19 protein-coding genes are annotated in these 21,918 nt (G+C 61.7%); 9 read left to right on the top strand and 10 right to left on the bottom strand.

Annotated features, from left to right (window positions below; all coding sequences use genetic code 11):
- Positions 1–97 precede the first annotated feature (97 nt).
- From glgC to ACP7E0_RS19700, 4 genes are all read left to right on the top strand, one after another.
- Complete coding sequence (gene glgC, locus ACP7E0_RS19685; protein WP_426127076.1) at positions 98–1,357, top strand: glucose-1-phosphate adenylyltransferase; 1,260 nt, start codon at positions 98–100, stop codon at positions 1,355–1,357.
- Between the two features lie 2 nt (positions 1,358–1,359).
- Positions 1,360–2,799, top strand: a complete 1,440-nt coding sequence (gene glgA / locus ACP7E0_RS19690; RefSeq protein WP_426127078.1) for a glycogen synthase GlgA — start codon at positions 1,360–1,362, stop codon at positions 2,797–2,799.
- A gap of 4 nt (positions 2,800–2,803) precedes the next feature.
- Positions 2,804–4,432 carry an alpha-D-glucose phosphate-specific phosphoglucomutase gene (locus ACP7E0_RS19695; RefSeq protein WP_426127079.1) on the top strand — a complete coding sequence of 543 codons (1,629 nt, stop codon included), beginning with the start codon at positions 2,804–2,806 and terminating at the stop codon, positions 4,430–4,432.
- Positions 4,433–4,519: 87 nt separating this feature from the next.
- Positions 4,520–4,729: a hypothetical protein gene (locus ACP7E0_RS19700; protein WP_426127081.1), complete on the top strand. Its 210-nt coding sequence runs from the start codon at positions 4,520–4,522 to the stop codon at positions 4,727–4,729.
- A 110-nt stretch (positions 4,730–4,839) separates the two neighbouring features.
- Here the strand turns inward: ACP7E0_RS19700 and ACP7E0_RS19705 are convergent, their stop codons facing one another.
- Both ACP7E0_RS19705 and ACP7E0_RS19710 read right to left on the bottom strand, forming a co-directional pair.
- Entirely contained in the window at positions 4,840–5,751 is a 912-nt protein-coding gene (locus tag ACP7E0_RS19705) for an aldo/keto reductase (RefSeq protein WP_426127083.1), read from the bottom strand.
- A gap of 413 nt (positions 5,752–6,164) precedes the next feature.
- The gene (locus ACP7E0_RS19710) at positions 6,165–6,458 is read right to left on the bottom strand and encodes a hypothetical protein (RefSeq protein WP_426127085.1); all 294 of its coding nucleotides are present in this window, start codon (positions 6,456–6,458) and stop codon (positions 6,165–6,167) included.
- Positions 6,459–6,622: 164 nt separating this feature from the next.
- Between ACP7E0_RS19710 and glgX the strand changes: the two genes are divergently transcribed.
- The 3 genes from glgX to ACP7E0_RS19725 all read left to right on the top strand — a co-directional run bounded on the left by glgX (position 6,623) and on the right by ACP7E0_RS19725 (position 10,229).
- A complete protein-coding gene (glgX, locus tag ACP7E0_RS19715; RefSeq protein WP_426127087.1) occupies positions 6,623–8,593 on the top strand; it encodes a glycogen debranching protein GlgX in 1,971 nt (656 codons plus the stop codon).
- An 81-nt stretch (positions 8,594–8,674) separates the two neighbouring features.
- Positions 8,675–9,163: a MaoC family dehydratase gene (locus tag ACP7E0_RS19720; protein ID WP_426127089.1), complete on the top strand. Its 489-nt coding sequence runs from the start codon at positions 8,675–8,677 to the stop codon at positions 9,161–9,163.
- Complete coding sequence (locus ACP7E0_RS19725; protein WP_426127336.1) at positions 9,156–10,229, top strand: DUF2332 domain-containing protein; 1,074 nt, start codon at positions 9,156–9,158, stop codon at positions 10,227–10,229. The genes ACP7E0_RS19720 and ACP7E0_RS19725 overlap by 8 nt, the downstream gene beginning before the upstream one ends.
- A 167-nt stretch (positions 10,230–10,396) precedes the next feature.
- Here the strand turns inward: ACP7E0_RS19725 and soxG are convergent, their stop codons facing one another.
- Genes soxG through ACP7E0_RS19745 form a run of 4 tightly spaced genes read right to left on the bottom strand, consistent with a single transcriptional unit; the run spans position 10,397 to position 15,553 of the window.
- Complete coding sequence (gene soxG / locus ACP7E0_RS19730) at positions 10,397–10,960, bottom strand: sarcosine oxidase subunit gamma family protein (RefSeq protein WP_426127090.1); 564 nt, start codon at positions 10,958–10,960, stop codon at positions 10,397–10,399.
- Entirely contained in the window at positions 10,953–13,946 is a 2,994-nt protein-coding gene (locus ACP7E0_RS19735) for a sarcosine oxidase subunit alpha (protein ID WP_426127092.1), read from the bottom strand. Before ACP7E0_RS19735 ends, soxG begins: the two co-directional genes overlap by 8 nt.
- Positions 13,943–14,287 carry a sarcosine oxidase subunit delta gene (locus tag ACP7E0_RS19740; RefSeq protein WP_426127094.1) on the bottom strand — a complete coding sequence of 115 codons (345 nt, stop codon included), beginning with the start codon at positions 14,285–14,287 and terminating at the stop codon, positions 13,943–13,945. The genes ACP7E0_RS19735 and ACP7E0_RS19740 overlap by 4 nt, the downstream gene beginning before the upstream one ends.
- Before the next feature lie 12 nt (positions 14,288–14,299).
- Positions 14,300–15,553 carry a sarcosine oxidase subunit beta family protein gene (locus ACP7E0_RS19745; RefSeq protein ID WP_426127096.1) on the bottom strand — a complete coding sequence of 418 codons (1,254 nt, stop codon included), beginning with the start codon at positions 15,551–15,553 and terminating at the stop codon, positions 14,300–14,302.
- Positions 15,554–15,970: 417 nt separating this feature from the next.
- Here ACP7E0_RS19745 and rpsU point away from each other — a divergent pair, with 417 nt between their 5' ends.
- Both rpsU and ACP7E0_RS19755 read left to right on the top strand, forming a co-directional pair.
- The gene (rpsU, locus tag ACP7E0_RS19750) at positions 15,971–16,210 is read left to right on the top strand and encodes a 30S ribosomal protein S21 (protein ID WP_426127097.1); all 240 of its coding nucleotides are present in this window, start codon (positions 15,971–15,973) and stop codon (positions 16,208–16,210) included.
- Positions 16,211–16,511: 301 nt separating this feature from the next.
- A complete protein-coding gene (locus ACP7E0_RS19755) occupies positions 16,512–17,402 on the top strand; it encodes a tetratricopeptide repeat protein (protein ID WP_426127098.1) in 891 nt (296 codons plus the stop codon).
- Positions 17,403–17,435: 33 nt separating this feature from the next.
- Here ACP7E0_RS19755 and ACP7E0_RS19760 read toward each other — a convergent pair whose 3' ends face one another.
- The 4 genes from ACP7E0_RS19760 to ACP7E0_RS19775 all read right to left on the bottom strand — a co-directional run bounded on the left by ACP7E0_RS19760 (position 17,436) and on the right by ACP7E0_RS19775 (position 21,847).
- Positions 17,436–18,641 (bottom strand): diguanylate cyclase domain-containing protein, encoded by a 1,206-nt coding sequence (locus tag ACP7E0_RS19760; protein WP_426127100.1) that lies wholly within the window; start codon positions 18,639–18,641, stop codon positions 17,436–17,438.
- Positions 18,642–18,804: 163 nt separating this feature from the next.
- Complete coding sequence (locus ACP7E0_RS19765; protein WP_426127102.1) at positions 18,805–20,205, bottom strand: NAD(P)(+) transhydrogenase (Re/Si-specific) subunit beta; 1,401 nt, start codon at positions 20,203–20,205, stop codon at positions 18,805–18,807.
- A gap of 10 nt (positions 20,206–20,215) precedes the next feature.
- Entirely contained in the window at positions 20,216–20,626 is a 411-nt protein-coding gene (locus ACP7E0_RS19770) for an NAD(P) transhydrogenase subunit alpha (protein ID WP_113246605.1), read from the bottom strand.
- A gap of 63 nt (positions 20,627–20,689) precedes the next feature.
- Positions 20,690–21,847 carry a Re/Si-specific NAD(P)(+) transhydrogenase subunit alpha gene (locus ACP7E0_RS19775; RefSeq protein WP_426127103.1) on the bottom strand — a complete coding sequence of 386 codons (1,158 nt, stop codon included), beginning with the start codon at positions 21,845–21,847 and terminating at the stop codon, positions 20,690–20,692.
- Positions 21,848–21,918: the final 71 nt, after the last annotated feature.

Below are 21,918 nucleotides of genomic sequence, written 5' to 3' on the forward strand. Positions count from 1 at the left end.
GACCCGTCAACGCCGTGGGTCAGAATAATATTTGGAGAGGACACAGTTCCAGGAGCGGTCAAACCGCCCGGGGACCATACTATCGGGAGGAAATTCAATGGAAAAACGGATACAACCCCTCGCCCGTGACGCAATGGCCTATGTCCTTGCCGGCGGCCGCGGAAGCCGCCTCAAGGAACTGACCGACCGTCGCGCCAAGCCGGCCGTCTATTTTGGCGGCAAGGCCCGCATCATCGACTTCGCGCTCTCGAACGCGATGAATTCCGGTATCCGCCGCATCGGCGTCGCGACGCAGTACAAGGCGCATTCGCTGATCCGCCACCTGCAGAACGGCTGGAACTTCTTCCGCCCCGAGCGAAACGAAAGTTTTGACATCCTGCCCGCCTCCCAGCGCGTCTCGGAGACGCAATGGTACGAAGGCACCGCCGACGCGGTCTATCAGAACATCGACATCATCGAGGATCATGGCGTCGAATACATGGTCATCCTGGCCGGCGATCATATCTACAAGATGGACTACGAGCTCATGCTCCAGCAGCATGTGGACTCCGGTGCCGATGTCACTATCGGCTGCCTGGAAGTGCCGCGCATGGAAGCGACCGGCTTCGGCGTCATGCATGTCGATGAAAAGGACCAGATCATCGCTTTCGTCGAAAAGCCTGCCGACCCGCCGGGCATTCCCGGCAATCCGGAGATGGCGCTGGCCTCGATGGGCATCTACGTCTTCCACACCAAGTTCCTGATGGACGTGCTGCGCCGCGACGCCGCCGATCCGACATCGAGCCGTGACTTCGGCAAGGACATCATTCCCTACATCGTGAGCCACGGCAAAGCTGTCGCCCACCGCTTCAACCAGTCCTGCGTCCGCTCCGATTTCGAGCGCGAAGCCTATTGGCGCGATGTCGGTACGATCGACGCCTACTGGCAGGCCAATATCGACCTTACCCATGTCACCCCGGAACTCGACATCTACGACGGCACCTGGCCGATCTGGACGTTCGCCGAGATCAAGCCGCCGGCAAAATTCGTCCATGACGACGAAAACCGCCGTGGCTCCGCCACCTCGTCGCTCGTCTCCGGCGACTGCATCATTTCCGGTGCATCGCTCAACCGGTCCATGCTGTTTACCGGCGTCCGGGTGAACTCCTTCTCCCGGCTCGACGGGGCGGTCATCCTGCCGAATGTCAAGATCGGCCGGCATACGCAGCTCAGCAACGTCGTCATCGACAGCCGCGTCGTCATCCCGGAAGGCCTCGTCGTCGGCGAGGATCCGGAATTCGACGCCAAGCGCTTCCGCCGCTCGGAAAACGGCATCTGCCTGATCACCCAGGCGATGATCGACAAGCTGGATCTGTGAGCATGGAAGTTCTGTCCGTCGCATCGGAAGTTTTTCCGCTGATCAAGACAGGGGGTCTCGCCGACGTGGCGGGCGCCTTGCCCGCGGCAATGAAACCGCACGGCGTGCGCATGCGCACCCTGATGCCCGGTTATCCGGTGGTGATGCAAAAGATCAAGAAGCCGCAGAAGATCGGCGGCTTCGACAACCTGTTCGGCAACCCCGCCTCGATCCTGGCTGTCGACCATGACGGTCTCGATCTTCTGGTGCTCGACGCCCCGGAGCTATTCGAACGCGACGGTGGCCCATATGTCGATACGACCGGCCGCGATTACACCGACAATTTCCGCCGCTTCGCCGCCCTGTCGCTGACCGCAGCCGAGATCGCCGGCGGCCTGCTGCCGAGCTGGAAGCCGGACCTCATCCATGTCCATGACTGGCAGGCGGCGCTGACGCCGGTCTACATGCGCTTCGGCCCCGCGCATGCGACGCCGGTGGTGCTGACCATCCACAACATCGCCTTCCAGGGCCAGTTCGGCCCGGATGTCTTTGACGAATTGGCACTGCCGCCGGAAGCCTTTTCGATGAGCTATGTCGAATATTTCGGCGATGTCGGCTTCCTCAAAGGCGGCCTGCAAACGGCCGATGCCATCACCACCGTCAGCCCGTCCTATGCCCAGGAAATCCTCACCCCGGAATTCGGCATGGGCTTCGAGGGCCTGTTGACCGCGCGCCTCGCCAGCCTCTCCGGCATCGTCAACGGCATCGACACCGATGTCTGGGATCCGCAGACCGACAAGAACATTGCCGAGACCTATGGCCCAGGCTCGCTGAAAAAGCGCGAGGCCAACCGCAAGGCGCTGTCGGCACAGTTCGGCTTTGACAATGCGCCCGGCCCGATCTTCTGCGTCGTCAGCCGCTTGACCTGGCAGAAGGGCATGGACGTGCTCGCCGAGGTGATCGACGATATCGTCGATAATGGCGGCAAGCTGGCTGTGCTCGGCTCGGGCGATCCGGCGCTGGAAAGCGCGTTCATTTCAGCCGCAGCCCGCCATCCCGGCCGGGTCGGCATGGTGATCGGCTATAACGAGCCTTTGTCGCACCTGATGCAGGCCGGTGCCGACGCCATCCTCATCCCCTCTCGCTTCGAGCCCTGCGGCCTTACCCAGCTTTACGGTCTGCGCTATGGTTGCGTGCCGATCGTCGCGCATACCGGTGGCCTTGCCGACACGATCATCGATGCCAACGAGGCAGCACTTGCCGCAAAGGTCGCCACCGGCTTCCAATTCTCGCCCGTTTCTGCTGCCAGCTTGCGCCAGGCGCTGCGGCGCGCATTTACCGCCTACCGGCAACCGAAAGTCTGGGCTCGTCTCCAGGCTCAGGGTATGAAATCAGACGTATCCTGGGATATGAGTGCGCATCGTTATGCCGACCTCTATTCCAGTCTTCTTGCGAAAGGCTAAGACCATGATCAGAACCGTTCAGACCACGCCCTATTTGGACCAGAAGCCCGGAACCTCCGGCCTGCGCAAGAAGGTGCCGGTCTTCCAGCAGAAGAACTATGCCGAGAACTTCATCCAGTCGATCTTCAATAGCCTCGACGGGTTCAAGGGCCAAACGCTGGTGATCGGCGGCGACGGCCGCTACTACAACCGCGAAGCCATCCAGATCGCCATCAAGATGGCGGCTGCCAACGGTTTTGGCCGCATCCTCGTCGGCCGCGGCGGCATCCTGTCGACGCCAGCCGCCTCGAACGTCATCCGCAAATACAAGGCCTTCGGCGGTATCGTGCTCTCGGCCAGCCACAATCCCGGCGGTCCGACCGAGGATTTCGGCATCAAGTACAATATCGGCAATGGCGGCCCGGCCCCTGAAAAGGTCACCGACGCCATCTATGCCGGTACCCGCACGATCGAGACCTACAAGATCGCCGAGGTCGCCGATGTCAACCTCGATATCGAAGGCAGCCAGGACGTTGCCGGAATGGAAGTCGTCGTCATCGACCCGGTCTCCGATTATGCCGAGCTGATGGAAAAGCTGTTCGATTTCCGCGCCATCCGCAACCTGATCGGCGGCGGCTTCCGCATCGTCTTCGACGCGATGAGCGCGGTCACCGGCCCCTATGCCAAGGAAATCCTTGAAAACCGCTTGGGCGCTGCCAAGGGCTCGGTGCTGAACTTCATTCCGCTGCCCGACTTCGGCGGCCATCACCCGGACCCGAACCTCGTCCACGCCCGCGCGCTCTATGAGGAAATGATGAGCGACGACGCGCCGGACTTTGGCGCTGCCTCCGACGGCGACGGCGACCGCAACCTGATCATCGGCAAGGGCATTTTCATCACCCCTTCCGATAGCCTCGCCATGCTCGCCGCCAATGCGAGCTTGGCGCCTGGCTATTCCAAAGGCCTTGCCGGTATCGCCCGCTCGATGCCGACCAGTGCTGCCGCCGACCGCGTCGCCGAAAAGCTCGGCATCGGCATCTACGAGACCCCGACCGGCTGGAAATTCTTCGGCAATCTCATGGATGCCGGCCTCGTCACCATCTGCGGCGAGGAAAGTGCCGGCACCGGCTCAAACCACGTGCGCGAAAAAGACGGTCTCTGGGCAGTCCTGCTCTGGCTCAACATTCTCGCCGTGCGCATGGAAAGCGTTCAGGATATCGCCCGCCAGCATTGGACCAACTATGGCCGCAACTACTATTCCCGCCACGACTATGAAGAAGTCGATTCGGATGCCGCCAACGGCCTGGTGACCGCGCTTCGCGACCAGCTCGCCACCCTTCCCGGCAAGACCTTCGGCAAGCTGAAGGTCGCCACCGCTGACGACTTCTCCTACAACGACCCGATCGACAAGTCGGTCTCAAACAACCAGGGCATCCGCATCCTGTTCGAAGGCGGCTCCCGCGTCGTCTTCCGCCTGTCGGGCACCGGCACATCGGGTGCAACGCTGCGCGTCTATATCGAACGCTACGAGCCCGATGCCTCCAAGCACGATACCGAAACGCAGGAAGCCCTTGCCGACCTCATCGCCGTTGCCGATCTGATTGCCGGCATCAAGACCCGCACGGGCCGCACCGAACCGACTGTCATTACCTGACCGGATACGTTAAGGGAGGGCGTGGTGCGCGCTGCACCCTCCCGATCCGGCACAATGGTTGCCGGAGACGCACAAGGAAACGCGACAATGACCGACGACGATCTTGTCGCCCTCTACAAGGCCGGTAAATTCAAGGAAGCACTTGCCGCCGCCATCGGCGAAAACGGCAAGTCCAAGTCCACCCCGACCCGCCTCGTCATGGACAAGCAGGCCGGCAAGCTACGCTGCTACCGCGGCAACAAGCGCGTCGAGAAAGATGCAAACGGCGAATGGCAGCTAGTGAAGCTGCTGCCCTAAGCAATTCCAGCAAAAGTGCGCAGCGGTTTGCGTCCGGAATTGCGCCAAAACAAAGAGATAAAGCGCTTTCGCTTTTCGAAGAAAAGCGGAACCGCTCTGACAGCCCGCCTTTACGCCACCGGCCGCCCGCTCGCCACTTCCAGAACCTCAAACCAGTCCTGCAGATCAAACTCGATCTCCGTTGCCCGCGCCAACGCCTTCACCCGTTCAGGATCGGTTGAGCCGATGATCGGCAACGGCTTGGACGGCAAGCGCAGCAGCCAGGCAAGCGCCACCGTGCCCGCACCCTGCACGCCGTATTGGGCGCCAAGGCTGGTCAGAAGATCGACAAGCTGCGGATTGCCTTTCTCCCTGTCGAACAGACGGCCCCCACCCAGCGGCGACCACGCCATCGGCGAAATCCCGTAATTGACGCAGTCGTCCAGTGTCCCATCGTAAAGCGGCGCGGTATGCGTTACCGAAAGCTCGATCTGGTTTGCCATCAGCGGAATAGGCAGCTTCGATTGCAACATCGCAAATTGTGACGGTGTATAGTTCGAAACACCCACGGCCCGCGTCTTGCCTTCCGCAACCAGCGCTTCCAGAACCTCGGCTACCTCAGTCGCATCCATCAGCGGATCGGGCCGGTGTAACAGCAGCAGATCGACATGATCGGTCTTCAGATTGCGCAGCGAGTTTTCCAGCGACCAGCGGATATGTGCAGCGGTGCTGTTATAATGCTTGACGCGATGCTCCGGCCGCGCCGGGCCGGTCAGGGCGATACCGCATTTCGTCACCAGTTCGATGCGGTTGCGCAGGTCAGGACGGGTGGCCAGCATCTCGCCGAACAGTGCCTCGACCCGGTAACCGCCATAGATATCCGCATGATCGATCGTGGTGATCCCGGCATCAAGACACGTATCGACGGTGCGGGCGATCGAGGCAATCTCGCTCGTTTCCGGATTGTCCGCAATGCGAAATGCGCCCCAGACCATCCTCGAAAATTCCGGGCCGTCACGGTGGATCTTGATACGGGATGACATGATGGGACACTCACTCGGCGGTTGGTGAAACGGGGAAATTATTGGGTCACGGCTGCGACCGCCAACGTATAGAGTCTCGGCAGACCCGGCACAACGGATGCGCGCGACGTTGCCGGATCAAAAAAATCATCCACGCAAATCCCCGCCCCCAAAAGCCGTGCCATACTTCTTCCCGTCCCACCACGGATACACCGGTTTGCGTTGCCGGCGAGATGGGGCCGGTGCCCGGATGGTTTGGCGAAACGCGCGCAAAATCCCCGGGGCTGCGTGAAAGGCGGTTCTCCTCCGGTTCGTGAAAGCGGGCCGGGCGTGCCGGGTAGCCACACCGTCTTTGGACGGTCCAGGGCTGAACCCCGCCGCATTGAAAGGCCTGGCGGATAAGCGGCCGGGCTGGGGCATTGGAGGCTTTCCTGTCAGAGAGGAAAGCGCAGAAGAACCTGAGAAGCGCGGCAAAAGACATCGAACGGGGCGCCGGAAGGCGTCATATAAACAAACTTAGCTCCGGCACTTTCCAGCGCCCCGGCCAAGTCAACATGAAGCAGACCCACGGCGGATTTTCCGGGCGTGGCTTGAAGTGTTGAAACTGCCGCGATCTTCCTCTTCTCCCCATCGGGGAGAAGAGGAAACTCTACCTCCCCCTTGAGGGGGGAGGTCGCCGCAAAGCGGCGGGTGGGGGTGACCACCACGAACACAAGAGACAATTGCATACGCCGTAGATCACCCCACCCCGGAGCTTCGCTCCGACCCTCTCCCTCAAGGGGAGGGTGAAACATACCGCTTGCAACATCCGCCAAAGCAGAGACAAATCACTGTCAAACCAATCTGATACGAAACCGCATAAGCCCCGCCAGTTCATCCCAAGGTGACCCCGATGCCGAATTTACCCGCTTCTTCCCTCGGCGCCACGCTCACCGCCAGCGGTACGACCTTCGCGGTCCGGTCGTCCTGCGCCTCCGGCATCGAGCTTTGCCTCTACGACGCGGCCGGCGACCGCGAACTGCGCCGCCTGCCGATGCAACGCGGCGAGGATGATGTTCACAGCCTGACCGTCCCGGATGCGCGGGCCGGAACCCGCTACGGTTTTCGCGCCTCGGGGAGCTACGATCCCGATCATGGCCTGTGGTTCGACCCCGCCAAGCTGCTGGTCGATCCCTATGCCCGCGAACTCGACCGCCCCTTCCATTACGATCCCCGCCTGTCGGCCTTCGGTGACGACACTGCCGATCTCGTTCCCAAGGCGATCGTGACGGAACCGCAGAGCGCGCAACGGCAAGCCCCGCTTTTCCAGGCCGGCGGCCTGATCTACGAGGTCGCCGTCCGACCCTTCACCATACTGCATCCGGAGGTGCCGGAACAGCAGCGCGGCACCGTTGCGGCGCTTGCCCATCCCGCCGTCATCGCCCATCTGAAGCGCATCGGCGTCACGGCCATCGAGCTGATGCCGATCACCGCGTGGATCGACGAGCGCCACCTGCCGCCACTTAAGCTCACCAACGGCTGGGGCTATAATCCGATCGCCTTCATGGCGCTCGATCCGCGCCTCGTGCCGGGCGGCTTGACCGAGCTGCGCGAAACCGTCGCAGCGCTTCATGGCGAGGGCATCGGCACCATTCTCGATCTGGTCTTCAACCATTCCGGCGAAAGCGACCGCTTCGGCGCAACGCTATCGATGCGCGGCCTCGACAACCCCGTCTACTACCGCCACGCCACGGATCGGCCGGGCGAACTGGTCAACGATACAGGCACTGGCAATACCATCGCCTGCGACCATCCGGTGGTTCGCCAGCTTATCCTCGACAGCCTGCGCCACTTCGTCCTTGCCGTCGGCATAGACGGTTTCCGCTTCGATCTCGGCTCGATCCTCGGCCGTGACATCAACGGCTTCAACAGCGATGCCGTGCTGCTTTCAGAGATACGCGCAGACCCGGTGCTGAAAGACCGCGTGCTGATCGCCGAACCCTGGGATATCGGCCCCGGCGGCTACCAGCTCGGCAATTTCCCGGCGCCCTTCCTCGAATGGAACGACCGGGCGCGCGACGACCTGCGCCGCACCTGGCGCGGCGACAGCCACACGATCGGCGATCTGGCGACGGCGCTGGCCGGCTCGTCCAATATCTTTTCCCGCAATGGCTGCACGCAGAGCCGCAGCGTCAATTTCACCGCCGCCCATGATGGCTTCACGCTAATGGATCTCGTCTCCTATGCCGGCAAGCACAATGAGGCCAATGGCGAGGACAACCGCGACGGCCACAACGAAAATCATTCCTGGAACAACGGCGTCGAGGGCGCAACGGCCGACCCCGAAGTCCTGGCCTTCCGCCGCCGCGATGTCATGGCCCTGCTGTCGACCCTGTTTGCCACACGCGGCGCCATCATGCTGACCGCCGGCGACGAGGGTGGCCGCACCCAGCGTGGCAACAACAACGCCTATTGCCAGGACAACGCCATAACCTGGGTCGATTGGAGCACATTGGACGAGACACTGATCGCCCATACCGCAGCACTGTCGCAAATCCGCGCCCGCTTCAATGTCTTCCGCGACACCACGTTCTTCACCGGAAATGGTGATGTCGAGTGGCTGCGGTTCGATGGCCAGCTGATGACATCAGGCGATTGGGAAAGGGCTACGACAGACCATCTGGTCATGCTATTGACCACCGGCGATACGGTGCAGAACGGACGCACGCGGCTTGCCATCGCCATCAACCGCAGCCATGCCCCGCATGCGGTCCAGCTGCCGGTCCGGCCGGGCTCCGGCTGGCAAAGTCTGCTGCCCTCAGCCAACGCCGGTATCGGCAGGGTTGCTGCGCGCAGTGTCGGTTTCCATGTCGAAGTTTTGTGACCTGTGCTACTCAGCCGATTGCCGTTTTTCCCCAGAGCGGCCTATAGAGAAACCGGGGGATGTTTTTGATCGGAAAAGAGAATGCCGCAGGAAATTTCGCTATCTGAGATCAAGAACCTCGTGGGCACCGAGGTCGGTATCTCCGACTGGATCACGGTCACGCAAGAGACCATCGACGGATTTGCCGACGCTACCGACGACCACCAGTTCATCCATTCCGACCCGGTGCGCGCCGCTGCCGAAACGCCATTCGGCGGAACGATCGCGCACGGCTTCCTGTCGCTGTCGCTGCTGTCGGCAATGAACTACAATTGCCTGCCAAAGGTCCGCGAACAGACGATGGGCATCAACTACGGCTTCGACAAGGTGCGCTTCATGACGCCGGTGAAAAGCGGCGCCAGGGTGCGCGGCCGGTTCACCATGGCCGAGGCCCGCTTTCGCGGCGCCGGCATGCTGATGGTGACCTACGACGTCATCGTCGATATCGAAGGCGAACGCAAACCGGCGCTGACAGCGACCTGGCTCACCATCATCCAGTTCGACCCGAAGGATAGGCCTGATGATGCCTGACGAACCCGTACAGCAGGAGACCGTCCGCCAGGCCTTCATCCAGCAGGCAAGTTCCTGCCGCGGCCTTGGTTCTCCCTTCACTGCAAGCCTCTGCGCGCTTGCCGCCGAGCGGTTGACCGGTGACCACCCGGTTGGCGCGAAAATTCTGTCCTGGTCCGGCGACCCTTCGCCCGGTGGCGATTCCGTGCCGCTGCGCCTTGCCGGCGCGCTGCATGCGCTGGTGCTGTCCGGCTCGGGCAAACAACTTGCTTCCTTTTATCCGCCTCGCACGGCAGAAGCGGATGACCTCTGGAGCGCCATCGAACATGCCTGCCGCACCCATGCGTCCTTCATCCTCGACCGGCTGACATCAGCGCCGCAGACCAACGAGGTACGCCGGTCCGGCGCCCTGCTTCCCGGTTTTCTGACGGTCTCCAACCTGTTCGAAAAACCACTGGCCCTTTCGGAAGTCGGCGCCAGCGCCGGACTCAATCTGCAGTGGGATCGCTACGCGTACCGGCTCGGCGATAGGACCTGGGCTCTGCGGCCGTCACCCGTGCTGATCGCACCGGAATGGCGCGGGGTTCATCCGCCCAACGTTCCCCTTCACATCACCAGCCGCGCCGGCTGCGATCTCAACCCGCTGAACCCGGCAAACGAAGAGGACGCCCTGCGGCTTTTGTCCTATCTCTGGGCCGACCAGACGGACAGGATCGAGCGCACCCGCTTTGCACTCGCCATTGCCGCCGCCAACCATCAGATGGTCGAGCGCGCCGATGCGGTGGACTGGCTGGAAAAACGTCTGCAAGAGGTCCACGAGGATCAGGTTCACGTGGTCTACCACACCATCGCCTGGCAATATCTGCCCGCATCGTCCAAGGCAAAGGGCGACGCCCTGATCAGTGCTGCCGGAGAGCACGCGACGGAGAAGGCGCCACTGGCACGCCTGCAGATGGAAGCAGACGATCAGAAACACAGCGCAGCTTTGACACTACAGATCTGGCCGTCCGGCGAAAAACACCTGATCGGCCGCGCCGATTTTCACGGCCGTTGGGTAGAATGGTTCGGCTGGCCCGGCCTGCATTGAGGCTCGTGGGCAACAGTGGGTGACAACGGCCCCTCACCCTAGCCCTCTCCCCGCTCGCGGGGAGAGGGGATAACAGATTTCGTCGCTGGTCCCTTCTCCCCGTTAAAACGGGGAGAAGGTGGCCCACAGGCCGGATGAGGGGCTTATCACCTATAGGGCAACGGCGATCAGTTCCCGGCATCCTCGGCAGCTTCAGCCAGAAGCGTCGATACGTAGGGCGAAAACGATCGCCAGCATTCGACCCTAAACGCATCCTCGGCGGTGCGTAAAAGCACGATCTCGGCCTTGGCCAGAACGGTCCGCGAGCAAGCGCCGACCGGGAAGGCTGCCAGCGACAGGTCCTGCGGGCAACCGCCATTGATCGCCACTTCGGCCCCATGTCCCTTGACGATCAGTGCCGTGTTGCGATGGGAAATATCCGTCGCCGAATGCAGCACGTTGCTCGACGCCACCACCGCCATCAGGTCGGCCTCGTTCTCGTCGATGACTAGCCATTCGTCCGGCCCGAGCCAGAGCGCATGGCGCCCGTTTGCGGACGTCGATGTCTTCGCCTTCACCGGCAGTGAAAGGCCAAGCGCGCCGGAAAGTGCGGAAACTGCATCGGGCTTTGCCCGCAGCGACATCCGAGTTGCGGGTGCCGCGACGGAAAGCGAGGCAGCACCGGAGCCGCCGTGGAAACCGGACAGCGGCAGGGTGCGGGTCGCGAGATCAGCCCCAATCAAATCAGCCATTGATGCGGCCTCCTTCCTTGTCAAAGAACACCATGTCGCTCACCTCGACGGCAATCGTCTTGTCGGGCATCGGCACATACAGCGTCTGTCCGATCTTCGCCTTGCCCCCGGCAACCAGAGCTAGGGCAATCGAACGGCCGCAGTTTTCCGACCAGTAGGCCGACGTCACATGGCCGATCATCGTCATCGGCAGCGGCTGGTTCGGATCGGCAACGATCTGCGCGCCCTCCTCCAGCACCACCTTCGGATCCTTGGTCAAAAGGCCGACAAGCTGCTTGCGGCCATCGGCGACCAGATCCGGACGGCGCAGGCCGCGAATGCCGACAAAGTCGGTCTTCTTCTTGCCGACCGCCCAGCCGAGCGAGGCATCATCCGGGGTCACGGTACCGTCGGTGTCCTGACCGACGATGATATAGCCCTTTTCGGCGCGCAGAATATGCATCGCCTCGGTGCCATAGGCGCAGGCGCCGAGCGCTTCCGCCCGTTCGTAAATCGCCGCCCAGACGGCCGGGCCGAAATCGGCGGGAACGTTGACTTCGAAGCCGGTTTCGCCGGTGAACGACATGCGGAACAGCCGGGTCGGCACGCCGCAGATCTTGCCTTCGCGAACGCTCATATGCGGGAAGACTTCGTTCGACAGGTCGATGCCTTCGACCAGCGGTGCAATGATCTCGCGCGCCTTCGGACCTTGAACCGCGACGACGGCCCACTGTTCGGTGGCAGAGGTCAGCCATACATTCAGATGCGGAAACTCGGTCTGCAGATAGTCTTCCATATGGTTCATGACGCGGGCAGCACCGCCCGTCGTCGTGGTCACGTGGAAGCGATCCTCCGCCATACGGCCGACGACGCCGTCGTCATAAACGAAGCCGTCTTCGCGCAGCATGATGCCGTAGCGGCAGCGGCCTGGCTTCAGCGTATCCCAGCTGTTGGTGTAGATCAGGTTGAGGAACTGCGCCGCATCCGGGCCAACCACCTCGATCTTGCCGAGCGTTGAGGCATCGAAGATGCCGGCGACATCGCGCACGGTCTTGCACTCGCGATTGACGGCCTGATGCATGTCCTCGCCGGCGCGCGGATAGTACCAGGCGCGCTTCCACTGGCCGACATCCTCGAACACCGCTCCCTCAGCTTCTTCCAAAGCGTGCATCGGTGTCTTGCGCGTTGGGTCGAACAGTTCGCCACGCGAATGGTTGATCAGCGTGCCGAACGTCACCGGCGTATAGGGCGCGCGGAACGTCGTCAGGCCGACTTTGGGAATTTCTCGGCCAAGCGTTTCGGCAGCGATCGCAAGGCCGTGGATGTTGGACAGCTTGCCCTGATCGGTCGCCATGCCGTTGGTGGTGAAGCGCTTGATATGCTCGATCGAGTGCATGCCTTCGCGCACGGCAAGACGGATATCCTTGGCGCAGACATCGTTCTGGAAATCGATGAAAGCCTTGACGGTCGTGTCCGGGCCGGCACCTTCGGCGGCGCCCGCCATGCCGCCGGTCCAAGCATAAGCATTCGTGCCCTGAATGGCCAGCTTTTCCGGGGCCGTGAAGCCGGATGCATTCGACATCAGCTCGCCAGCTGCCAGCGATTCCTCGATGGTGGCCTGCAAGTCGTTGGTGCCGTTGCAGGCGCCGACGGACAGGCAATCCTGCGCATAGGTGCCGGGCAGGAAGCGCTGGCTTTCGAAGTCGTAAGCCACCTTGCCGCGCGACTGCGAGAACATGTGCACCGACGGCGTCCAGCCAGCCGACACGAGCAGCGCGTCGATGGCGATCTTGCGGGCACTGCCGCCGCCATTGCGGGCGACCGACATGGAGGAGACCCGGAGCTTGCCGCGGGTATCGACGACGCCATGACCGGTGAGAACCTCGATGCCAAGCGAACGGGCCTCGGCAAGCACTGCCTCGCCCGGCTGTTCGCGGCTATCGACGATGGCAGCGACGGTGATGCCGGCGCGCTTAAGATCGAAAGCGGCCTCATAAGCCGAATCGTTGGCCGTATAGACGCCGACTTGTCTGCCGACGGCAACACCGAAATGGTTGAGGAAGGTGCGGGCGGCAGACGCCAGCATGATGCCGGGACGGTCATTGTTGGCAAACACCATGTGACGCTCGATGGCGCCGGTGGCGATGATGACGCGCTTGGCACGGACCTGCCAGAGACGTTCGCGCGGCAGTTTCCTGTCGGGCTTGGCCAGATGCTCCGTCACACGTTCGTTGAGACCGACGAAATTCTGGGCGTAATAGCCGAAGGCCGTCGTGCGCGGCAGAACCGTGACGTTGTCCATCTTCGCCAGATTGGCTGCCGTGCCTTGCGCCCAGGTGAAGCCGTCCTGACCGTCGATGGTGACGCTCTTGTCGTAGTGCAGCGCACCGCCGACTTCCGGCTGCTCGTCGCAGATGATGACGCGAGCACCGGTCTTGGCGGCGGCAAGCGCTGCCGAGAGACCGGCCACACCGGCACCGATCACCAGCACGTCGCAATGGGCGTAACGGCTGGAATAATGGTCGGTATCGTCCTCGGTCGGCGACACGCCGAGACCGGCAGCAGCGCGGATCTGCGGCTCATAGACATGCTTCCAGGCCTGCTTCGGCCACATGAAGGTCTTGTAGTAGAAACCGGCGGCAAAGAATGGTGCCAGCAAATTGTTGACCGCGCCGACGTCGAAGGCGAGCGACGGCCAGCGGTTCTGCGAGATCACCTTCATGCCGTCGAAGACGTCCTGCACGGTGGCACGCACGTTCGGCTGCTTGCGGGCAGCATCGCGCTCGACGCCGATCAGGGCATTCGGCTCTTCGGCACCGGCCGACACGATGCCGCGCGGGCGGTGGTACTTGAACGAACGACCGACGAGATGAACGCCGTTGGCGAGCAACGCTGAGGCGACGGTATCGCCTTCAAGTGCTGAATAGCTCTTGCCGTCGAAGAAGAAACGGGCGGTTTTTGCAGGGGTGAGACGGCCTGCACCGGGGATACGATTGGCGCCGCTCATTTCGCGTCTGACTCCGTGGCTTCATAGGTTTCGACTGTCGCTTCCGTCGCCGGGCGCAGCGTGCTGAGATCGGGCTTCGGCAGGCCGGCCTTGTAGGTGGTCAGAAACTTGTCGCTGACAGTATCGCGGGCCGCATTGAAGAACCGGCCGCAACCGTTCAGGTGCCGCCAGCGCTCGAAGGTCAGCCCCTTGACGTTGTCGCGCAGGAAGAAAAAGGCCTCGAAGTCCTCGTCGGTCATCTCGGTCATGTTGGCGGGACGGGCGATATGGGCGTCGCCGGCCTGGCGGAATTCGAGCTCGGAGCGCTCTTCCTCGCAATAGGGGCAGTAAATCAAAAGCATGATGTGTTCCCCTTAATGCGCAACGGCGGCAGCGGCCGCTTCGTCGATCAGGCGGCCCGAGCGGAAACGCTCCAGCGTGAACGGCGCGTTGATCTTGTGCGGCGCGTCGTTGGCGATGGTGTGGGCAAAGACATTGGCCGAGCCCGGCGTTGCCTTGAAACCACCAGTGCCCCAGCCACAGTTGACGTAAAGACCGGAAACCGGGGTCTTGGCCAGGATCGGCGAGCGGTCCGGCGTCACGTCGACGATCCCACCCCAGGAGCGCATCATCTTCATGCGGCGGAAGATCGGGAAGAGTTCGCAGATGGCGTCGAGTGTGTGGGTGATGATCTGCAGGCCGCCGGTCTGCGAGTAGGACGAATACTGGTCGGTGCCTGCGCCGATGACGAGTTCACCCTTGTCCGATTGGGAAATGTAGGCGTGAACCGTGTTCGACATGACGACGCACGGGAAAATCGGCTTGATCGGCTCAGACACCAGCGCCTGCAGCGGATAGCTGACGAGCGGCATGCGGACGCCAGCCATTTCCATCAGTACCGAGGTGTGACCGGCGGCAACGACACCGACCTTCTTGGCATTGATCTGACCGCGATTGGTATCGACACCGGCGACGGAACCATCCGGGTTGCGGCGGATGCCGGTGACTTCACAGTTCTGGATGATGTGCACGCCACGATCGGCAGCCGCGCGGGCATAGCCCCAGGCAACGGCATCGTGACGGGCTGTACCGCCGCGGCGCTGCAGGGCGGCACCGTTGATTGGATAGCGGGCGGTGCGGGAAATATCGAGCGGCGGGCAGAATTCCTGCGCCTGTTCCGGCGTCAGCCATTCATTGTCAATGCCGTTCAGGCGATTGGCATGGATGTGGCGCTTGAACACCTGCTGGTCATGGATATTGTGCGACAGCATCATGACGCCGCGTGCCGAATACATGACGTTGTAGTTCAGATCCTGGCTCAAGCCATCCCAGAGCTTCAGCGCGTGATCGTAGATCCCCGCGCTTTCGTCATAGAGATAGTTGGAGCGGATGATGGTGGTGTTGCGGCCGGTATTGCCGCCACCGAGCCAGCCTTTTTCGAGCACGGCGATATTGGTGATGCCGTGTTCCTTGGCGAGGTAATAGGCGGTGCCGAGACCATGGCCGCCGGCGCCGATGATGATGACATCATATTCCTTGCGCGGCTCGGGCGAGGTCCATTGCGCCTCCCATCCCCTGTGACCGCGCATCGCTTCGCGAGCGACAGCAAAAACCGAATATTTGCGCATCCGCCTTCACACTCCGTAGTCCTGCCAAAAGGCCGGTGAATTTCTTGTGGTCGATCCTAGAAATCGCAAATCCCGGACTTCCGCAACGTTTCTTTTGCGACGCGAGACGGCGCTTGTCGCACGAGTTGCGACATCAAGAAGCCGGACCTCACATAAGACATTGCAGATATGTGGCAACACGATACACCGACCCCGGACATCATACCGCACGGATGAAAGTCCGGCGGCATAGGGGGAAGAACACGGGTTCCCGGCAAATTTCGGACATCGGGAGCAACTCGCGACTGGACTTTGAGCATCCGATCTGGTATCCGCTCCCCCAATCGTAAAGCTTCCGGGCTCCGCGAACATTATTTTTTTGCCTCGTTGACCTGACTTCATGAGGCGATAACTCGAAATCAAAGGAACGGGATTAACGTGCAGGTACTAGTCCGCGACAACAACGTCGATCAAGCGCTCCGCGCACTCAAGAAGAAGATGCAGCGCGAAGGCATTTTCCGCGAAATGAAGATGCGTGAGGCCTACGAAAAGCCATCCCAGAAGCGCGCCCGCGAAAAGGCTGAAGGCGTTCGCCGCATTCGCAAGCTGGCCCGCAAGCGTTTGCAGCGCGAAAGCGGTATCGTAACGCCCCGCCCTTCGGGAGCTGCAGCACGCTGATCGGCGCCTACAGCGCAATCAGACGCGTAATTCAGGCGGGGGCGATTTGATCGCCACCGCTTTTTCTGTTTGAAACTGGCAAGTTCAGCATCCGTTTCAGACCTCGTGTGGCCGGATAAAATTCCGAATGCACGAAAACAGCGCGCAAAGCGTGCTACACCGTCTTCGGACATGGAGCCTGGCACCCGTGGTGGTGCATTTGTTATGCTCCTCGACGTTGAAATTATGCATGGTCGCCCGATATGCCGTCTTTAGGCTTGGGACATGCCTGCGAGGCTTCGCTTAACTGAGGGATCAATCTTTGACATCGACTGCAAGGACTGCGGATTTTTCCGAGCACACCAGCTTCAAACCCGGGCGTGCAAGCAAACGCAATTTTGCGCTTGCCTCCATGCTGGCAGTTGCCGGAGCATTGACCCTTTCGAGCTGCACGACTGCAGACACCTCGAACGATATGATGCGCGTCGAACGGGCTCAAGGATCCGAGCAGAACATCGCCTCGCTGTCCGCCGTGATCTCGGCTAACCCGAGCGACCCGGAAGGCTACAATGTCCGCGGATCTGCCTATGGCCGTGCCGGCGAATTCCGCCGGGCTCTGGCGGATTTCAACAAGGCCATCGAACTCAACCCGCGCTTCTATCAGGCCTACGCCAACCGGGCGCTTGTCGAGCGCAATATGGGTGACCAGTCGGCGGCACAGTCCGACTACAACATGGCCCTGCAGCTTAACCCGCGCTATGACGTCGCGTTCATCGGCCGCGGCAATCTCTACCGCCAGGCCGGTCAGCTGGATCAGGCGTTTGCCGATTTCAACAAGGCGATCGAACTCGATACGACGGACCCTCGCGCCTATCACAATCGCGGCCTGATCTATCAGGCCCGCAAGCAGCATGCGCAGGCGATCGAGGATTTCTCCACGGCGATCTCGCTGTCGCCAAGTGCGCCCGAGCCCTATAACGGCCGCGGGATTTCCTACGTCGCCACAAACGACGACGATAACGCGTTTGCTGATTTCAACACGGCCATCAACCTGAACGGCAAGATCGCCGAATCCTGGGCCAACCAGGCGCTGGTCTATGAGCGCCGCGGTGACAAGGCGAAGGCGGCAAAGTCCTATGGCCATGCGCTGTCGCTGGATTCCAAATACGAACCGGCCCGCGCCGGCCTGGCACGGGTGAAAACCGCGGGCTGACGGGAAAAAGCGCGGCGGGACGCCGCGCGACGGTCATGCGACCGCAGCCACTGGCAATACGCGCTCGACGGAAGTGCGATTGCGCCCCTCCCGTTTGGCCTCGTAAAGCAACTGGTCCGCCCGATCGAGAGCTGACCAGGCTGTTTCCTGCGGTTGCAACAAGACACCTCCGATACTGACCGTCACGAAAGCGCAGATATCGGACGTGGCATGATCAATACAGAGCCCCTGCACGTCGGGGCAAAGCGCGTCCGCGCGGTCCTTCAGTGACGTGACCCCGCAATCATACAATACAAGCGCGAACTCCTCCCCGCCCATCCGGCAGGCCATATCGAGCGGACGGCGCGCAAAGGCGTCCAGACACGCCGCCACGCGCTGCAATGCCAGATCACCGGCCTGATGCCCGTAGCGATCGTTATAACGTTTGAAAAAATCAACATCGAGCAACAGCAAGCCGACCGGTACGTTTTCCCGCCGGGCTTGCTGACGGATTATCTCAAGCTGCTCATCAAGACCACGCCGATTGGCGAGCCCTGTCAGGGGATCGCGCAACGCCTGCTCCTTTAGAATGCCGCGCAAAAGGAACTGCTCCCGGTGCGCACGCTCCCGGAGATACCCGCCGACTGCCGAGAAGATCAGCGTCAAAAGCAGCATGGCGTTGAATTGCTGCTCACGCAACTCCGCGGGCAGCAGCCAGTACCGCAACGAGAAAGTCAGGACGACAACACCAGTTGCCAGCGCGATGCTGTGACGGAAGCGGAGCCCCAGCGGAGAAAATGCTCCCATGACGAACAAAAGCTGGGCGAACTCGGCATGGCCGAGATGGTTGCGCTTGTAAAGGCAGACCGAGACCGCCCCACTCACCGCAAGCGTCAGCACCGCGGCTACCGACAAGGGCGCGGCCCGCGACGCCCCGCCCTGCCGATGGCAAATATACAGGCAGCCAAGCAGAAACAGGACGGCCACCCACCGGCTTGTCAGGATGCCCCACATATCGGCGGTAAGATCAGGAAAACGCGCCACCAGCGGGAGGCGTACAAAATCGGAGATCCCGAACAGGATAATGAAGGCCAGGGAGAAAACCGCGCCAACCATTGCGGGACGGCGCTCGTCCCTGTCGATCTGCAGCGCGTATTCGCGCTCCATGTCGCCCTGGAACCGCAACCACCCGATGCCCGCGTCAAGCTGCCGGGCGTAGCGCCCGATCCGGGAGTGACCGAATTGCGAAGATGAACTCATGATCCTCTTTCGTATCACCGGCGCCAGTCATTGCGGTTGGCAACAAACGATAAGCGAGGACCGTTGAATTTCGATTAAAATGCCGGGCGGGAAGAGGACAGAAGTTGGAAACGGTGTAGTGCCGCTCGAATGGGCGGCACTACCTGCTCAGTGGTTCATTGCTTTAGTGGTTCATCGCCTTGACGATATCGTCGGTCATTTTCTTGGCGTCGCCGAGCAGCATCATGGTGCCGTCCTTGTAGAACAGCGTGTTGTCGATACCGGCATAGCCGGAGCCAAGCGAGCGTTTGACGAACAGGCAGGTCTTTGCCTTGTCGACGTCGAGGATCGGCATGCCGTAGATCGGCGAAGTCTTGTCGTCGCGCGCCGCCGGATTGGTGACGTCGTTGGCACCGATGACATAGGCGACATCGGCCTGTGCGAATTCGGAGTTGATATCCTCCAGTTCGAACACTTCGTCATAAGGGACGTTGGCCTCAGCCAAGAGCACGTTCATATGACCTGGCATGCGGCCGGCCACCGGATGGATGGCATATTTTACCTCGACACCATTTTTCTTCAGCGCATCCGCCAGTTCGCGAACAGCGTGCTGAGCCTGGGCAACCGCCATGCCGTAACCCGGCACGATGATCACCTTGGAGGCATTGGCCATCAGGAAGGCGGCGTCATCGGCCGAGCCCTGCTTGACCGTACGCACGACGCCGTCATCGCTGGCAGCCACTGCTGAATCGCCACCGAAGCCGCCGAGGATGACCGAAACGAAGGAGCGGTTCATGCCCTTGCACATGATGTAGGACAGGATCGCGCCGGACGAGCCGACCAGCGCGCCGGTGATGATCAGCGCCAGGTTACCGAGCGTGAAGCCGATGCCGGCGGCGGCCCAGCCGGAATAGGAATTCAGCATCGAGACGACCACCGGCATGTCGGCGCCGCCGATCGGGACGATCAGCAGAACGCCGAGCGCCAGCGACAGGACGACGATCGCCCAGAAATCGAAATGGCTTTCCGAAGCCGCCAGGCTGACGATGAAGAAGACAATGAGCAGCAGAAGCACGCTGTTGATGACATGGCGGAACGGCAGCATGATCGGCTTGCCGGACATGCGGCCATCGAGCTTCAGGAAGGCGATGATCGAGCCGGTAAAGGTGATGGCGCCGATGGCGACACCAAGCGCCATTTCGACCAGCGCCTGGGCATGGATCCCGCCGATCTCGCCGATGCCGAAGGACGACGGCGTATAGAGTGCGGAGGCTGCGACCAGAACGGCGGCAAGGCCGACCAGCGAATGGAAGCCGGCGACAAGCTGCGGCATCGAGGTCATCGGGATCGAGCGGGCGATATAGGCGCCGGCACCACCGCCGATGGCAAGGCCGAGCACGATCAGCGCCAGTCCGCCAACCGACGGGGTGGCAAGCAGGAGTGTGGTGACGATGGCGATACCCATGCCGACCATACCGAGGATATTGCCCCGGCGCGAGGTGGTCGGATGCGACAGGCCGCGCAGCGCCATGATGAACAGGACGCCGGAAACCAGATAGAGGAAGGCTGCGATATTGGCACTCATGACGGCAGCCTCACTTCTCTTTTTTCTTGTACATGGCGAGCATGCGCTGGGTCACCAGGAAGCCGCCGAAGATATTGACCGAGGCAAGGACCAGCGCCACGAAGCCGAAGCCGGTGGCAAGGCCGGAGGCCGAGATGCCGACGGCCAGAAGCGCGCCGACGACGATGACGGAAGAAATTGCGTTGGTCACCGCCATCAGCGGCGTGTGCAGGGCAGGCGTCACCGACCAGACGACGTAATAGCCGACGAAAATCGACAGGACGAAGATCGCCAACTGGAACACGAACGGATCGATCGCACCGCCACTCAATCCGTGGACAACATTACCGGCGGCATCCGGCACATATTCGGCGGCGGTGCGCACCGCTTCGACCGCCCGGTCGAGGTCGCCGATCGCCTTGTCGAGCATCTCATTGGCCATACCATTTCTCCCTTAGGCAGCCGCACTTCTCCCCGAAGCACGCACGCGGCCCTCTCCAATTTTTTAAGCTGTTGCTGAGACCACGACCGGCTCTGCGGCGAAATTCGGATGCACCACGGCACCGCCATGCGTCAGCATCGTCGCCTTGACCAGTTCATCCTCGGCATTGAGCGCAAGCGCCTTGGTTTCCTTGGAGACCATGGTCTCAAGGAAGGTCACGAGGTTCTTGGCATAAAGCGCCGAGGCGGACGCGGCGATGCGGCCGGGCATATTGGTGTAACCGACGACCTTGACGCCTTCGACTTCGACCACCTGGTCGGCAACCGCACCCTCGACATTGCCGCCGCGTTCGACAGCGAGATCGACGGCGATCGAGCCGGGCTTCATGGCTTTGAGCATATCGCGGGTAATCAGGCGTGGTGCCGGACGGCCGGGGATCAGCGCGGTGGTGATGACGATATCCTGCTTGGCCAGGTGCTCAGCGGTCAGCACAGCCTGCTTGGCCTTGTAGTCCGCCGACATTTCCTTGGCATAGCCGCCGGATGTCTCTGCCGCCTTGAATTCCTCGTCCTCGACGGCAATGAACTTGGCGCCGAGCGAGGCAACCTGTTCTTTGGAAGCCGGACGAACGTCAGTGGCGGACACAACAGCACCCAGACGCCGCGCCGTGGCAATCGCCTGCAGACCGGCAACGCCAGCCCCCATGACGAAGACTTTCGCCGCAGGAACAGTGCCCGCAGCCGTCATCATCATCGGCATGGCCCGGTCATATTCGGACGCAGCTTCAATCACGGCCTGGTAACCGGCAAGGTTGGCCTGCGACGACAGCACGTCCATCGACTGGGCACGGGTGATGCGCGGCATCAACTCCATCGCAAAGGCGGAAACACCGGCCTTGGCCATATCTGCCAGTGCCTGATCATTGCCATAGGGATCCATGATTGCCAGCACGATCGCGCCGGACTTGTAACCTGTGACCTCTGCGGATGTCGGGCGCCGTACCTTCAGCACCACATCGGCGCTCGCAGCATCGGCAGCGGAACCGATCCGCGCGCCGGCTTTCTCGAACTCGCTGTCGGGCATGCGCGACAACGTGCCGGCGCCGGCCTGAACGACAACCTCGAAGCCGAGGGTCTTGAGCTTCTTCACACTTTCAGGTGACGCCGCGATACGGCCCTCGCCCGGAAATGTTTCCAACGGTATGAATACGGTCTCTGCCACAGTTTCCTCCCTGACACGGGCGGGAACACGGCGGACCGCGATTTCCACTTTCCCGTACACTCGATAATCAC

Origin of the sequence: Pararhizobium sp. PWRC1-1 (assembly GCF_049897905.1) — a bacterium.
Taxonomy (GTDB): Bacteria; Pseudomonadota; Alphaproteobacteria; order Rhizobiales; family Rhizobiaceae; genus Pararhizobium.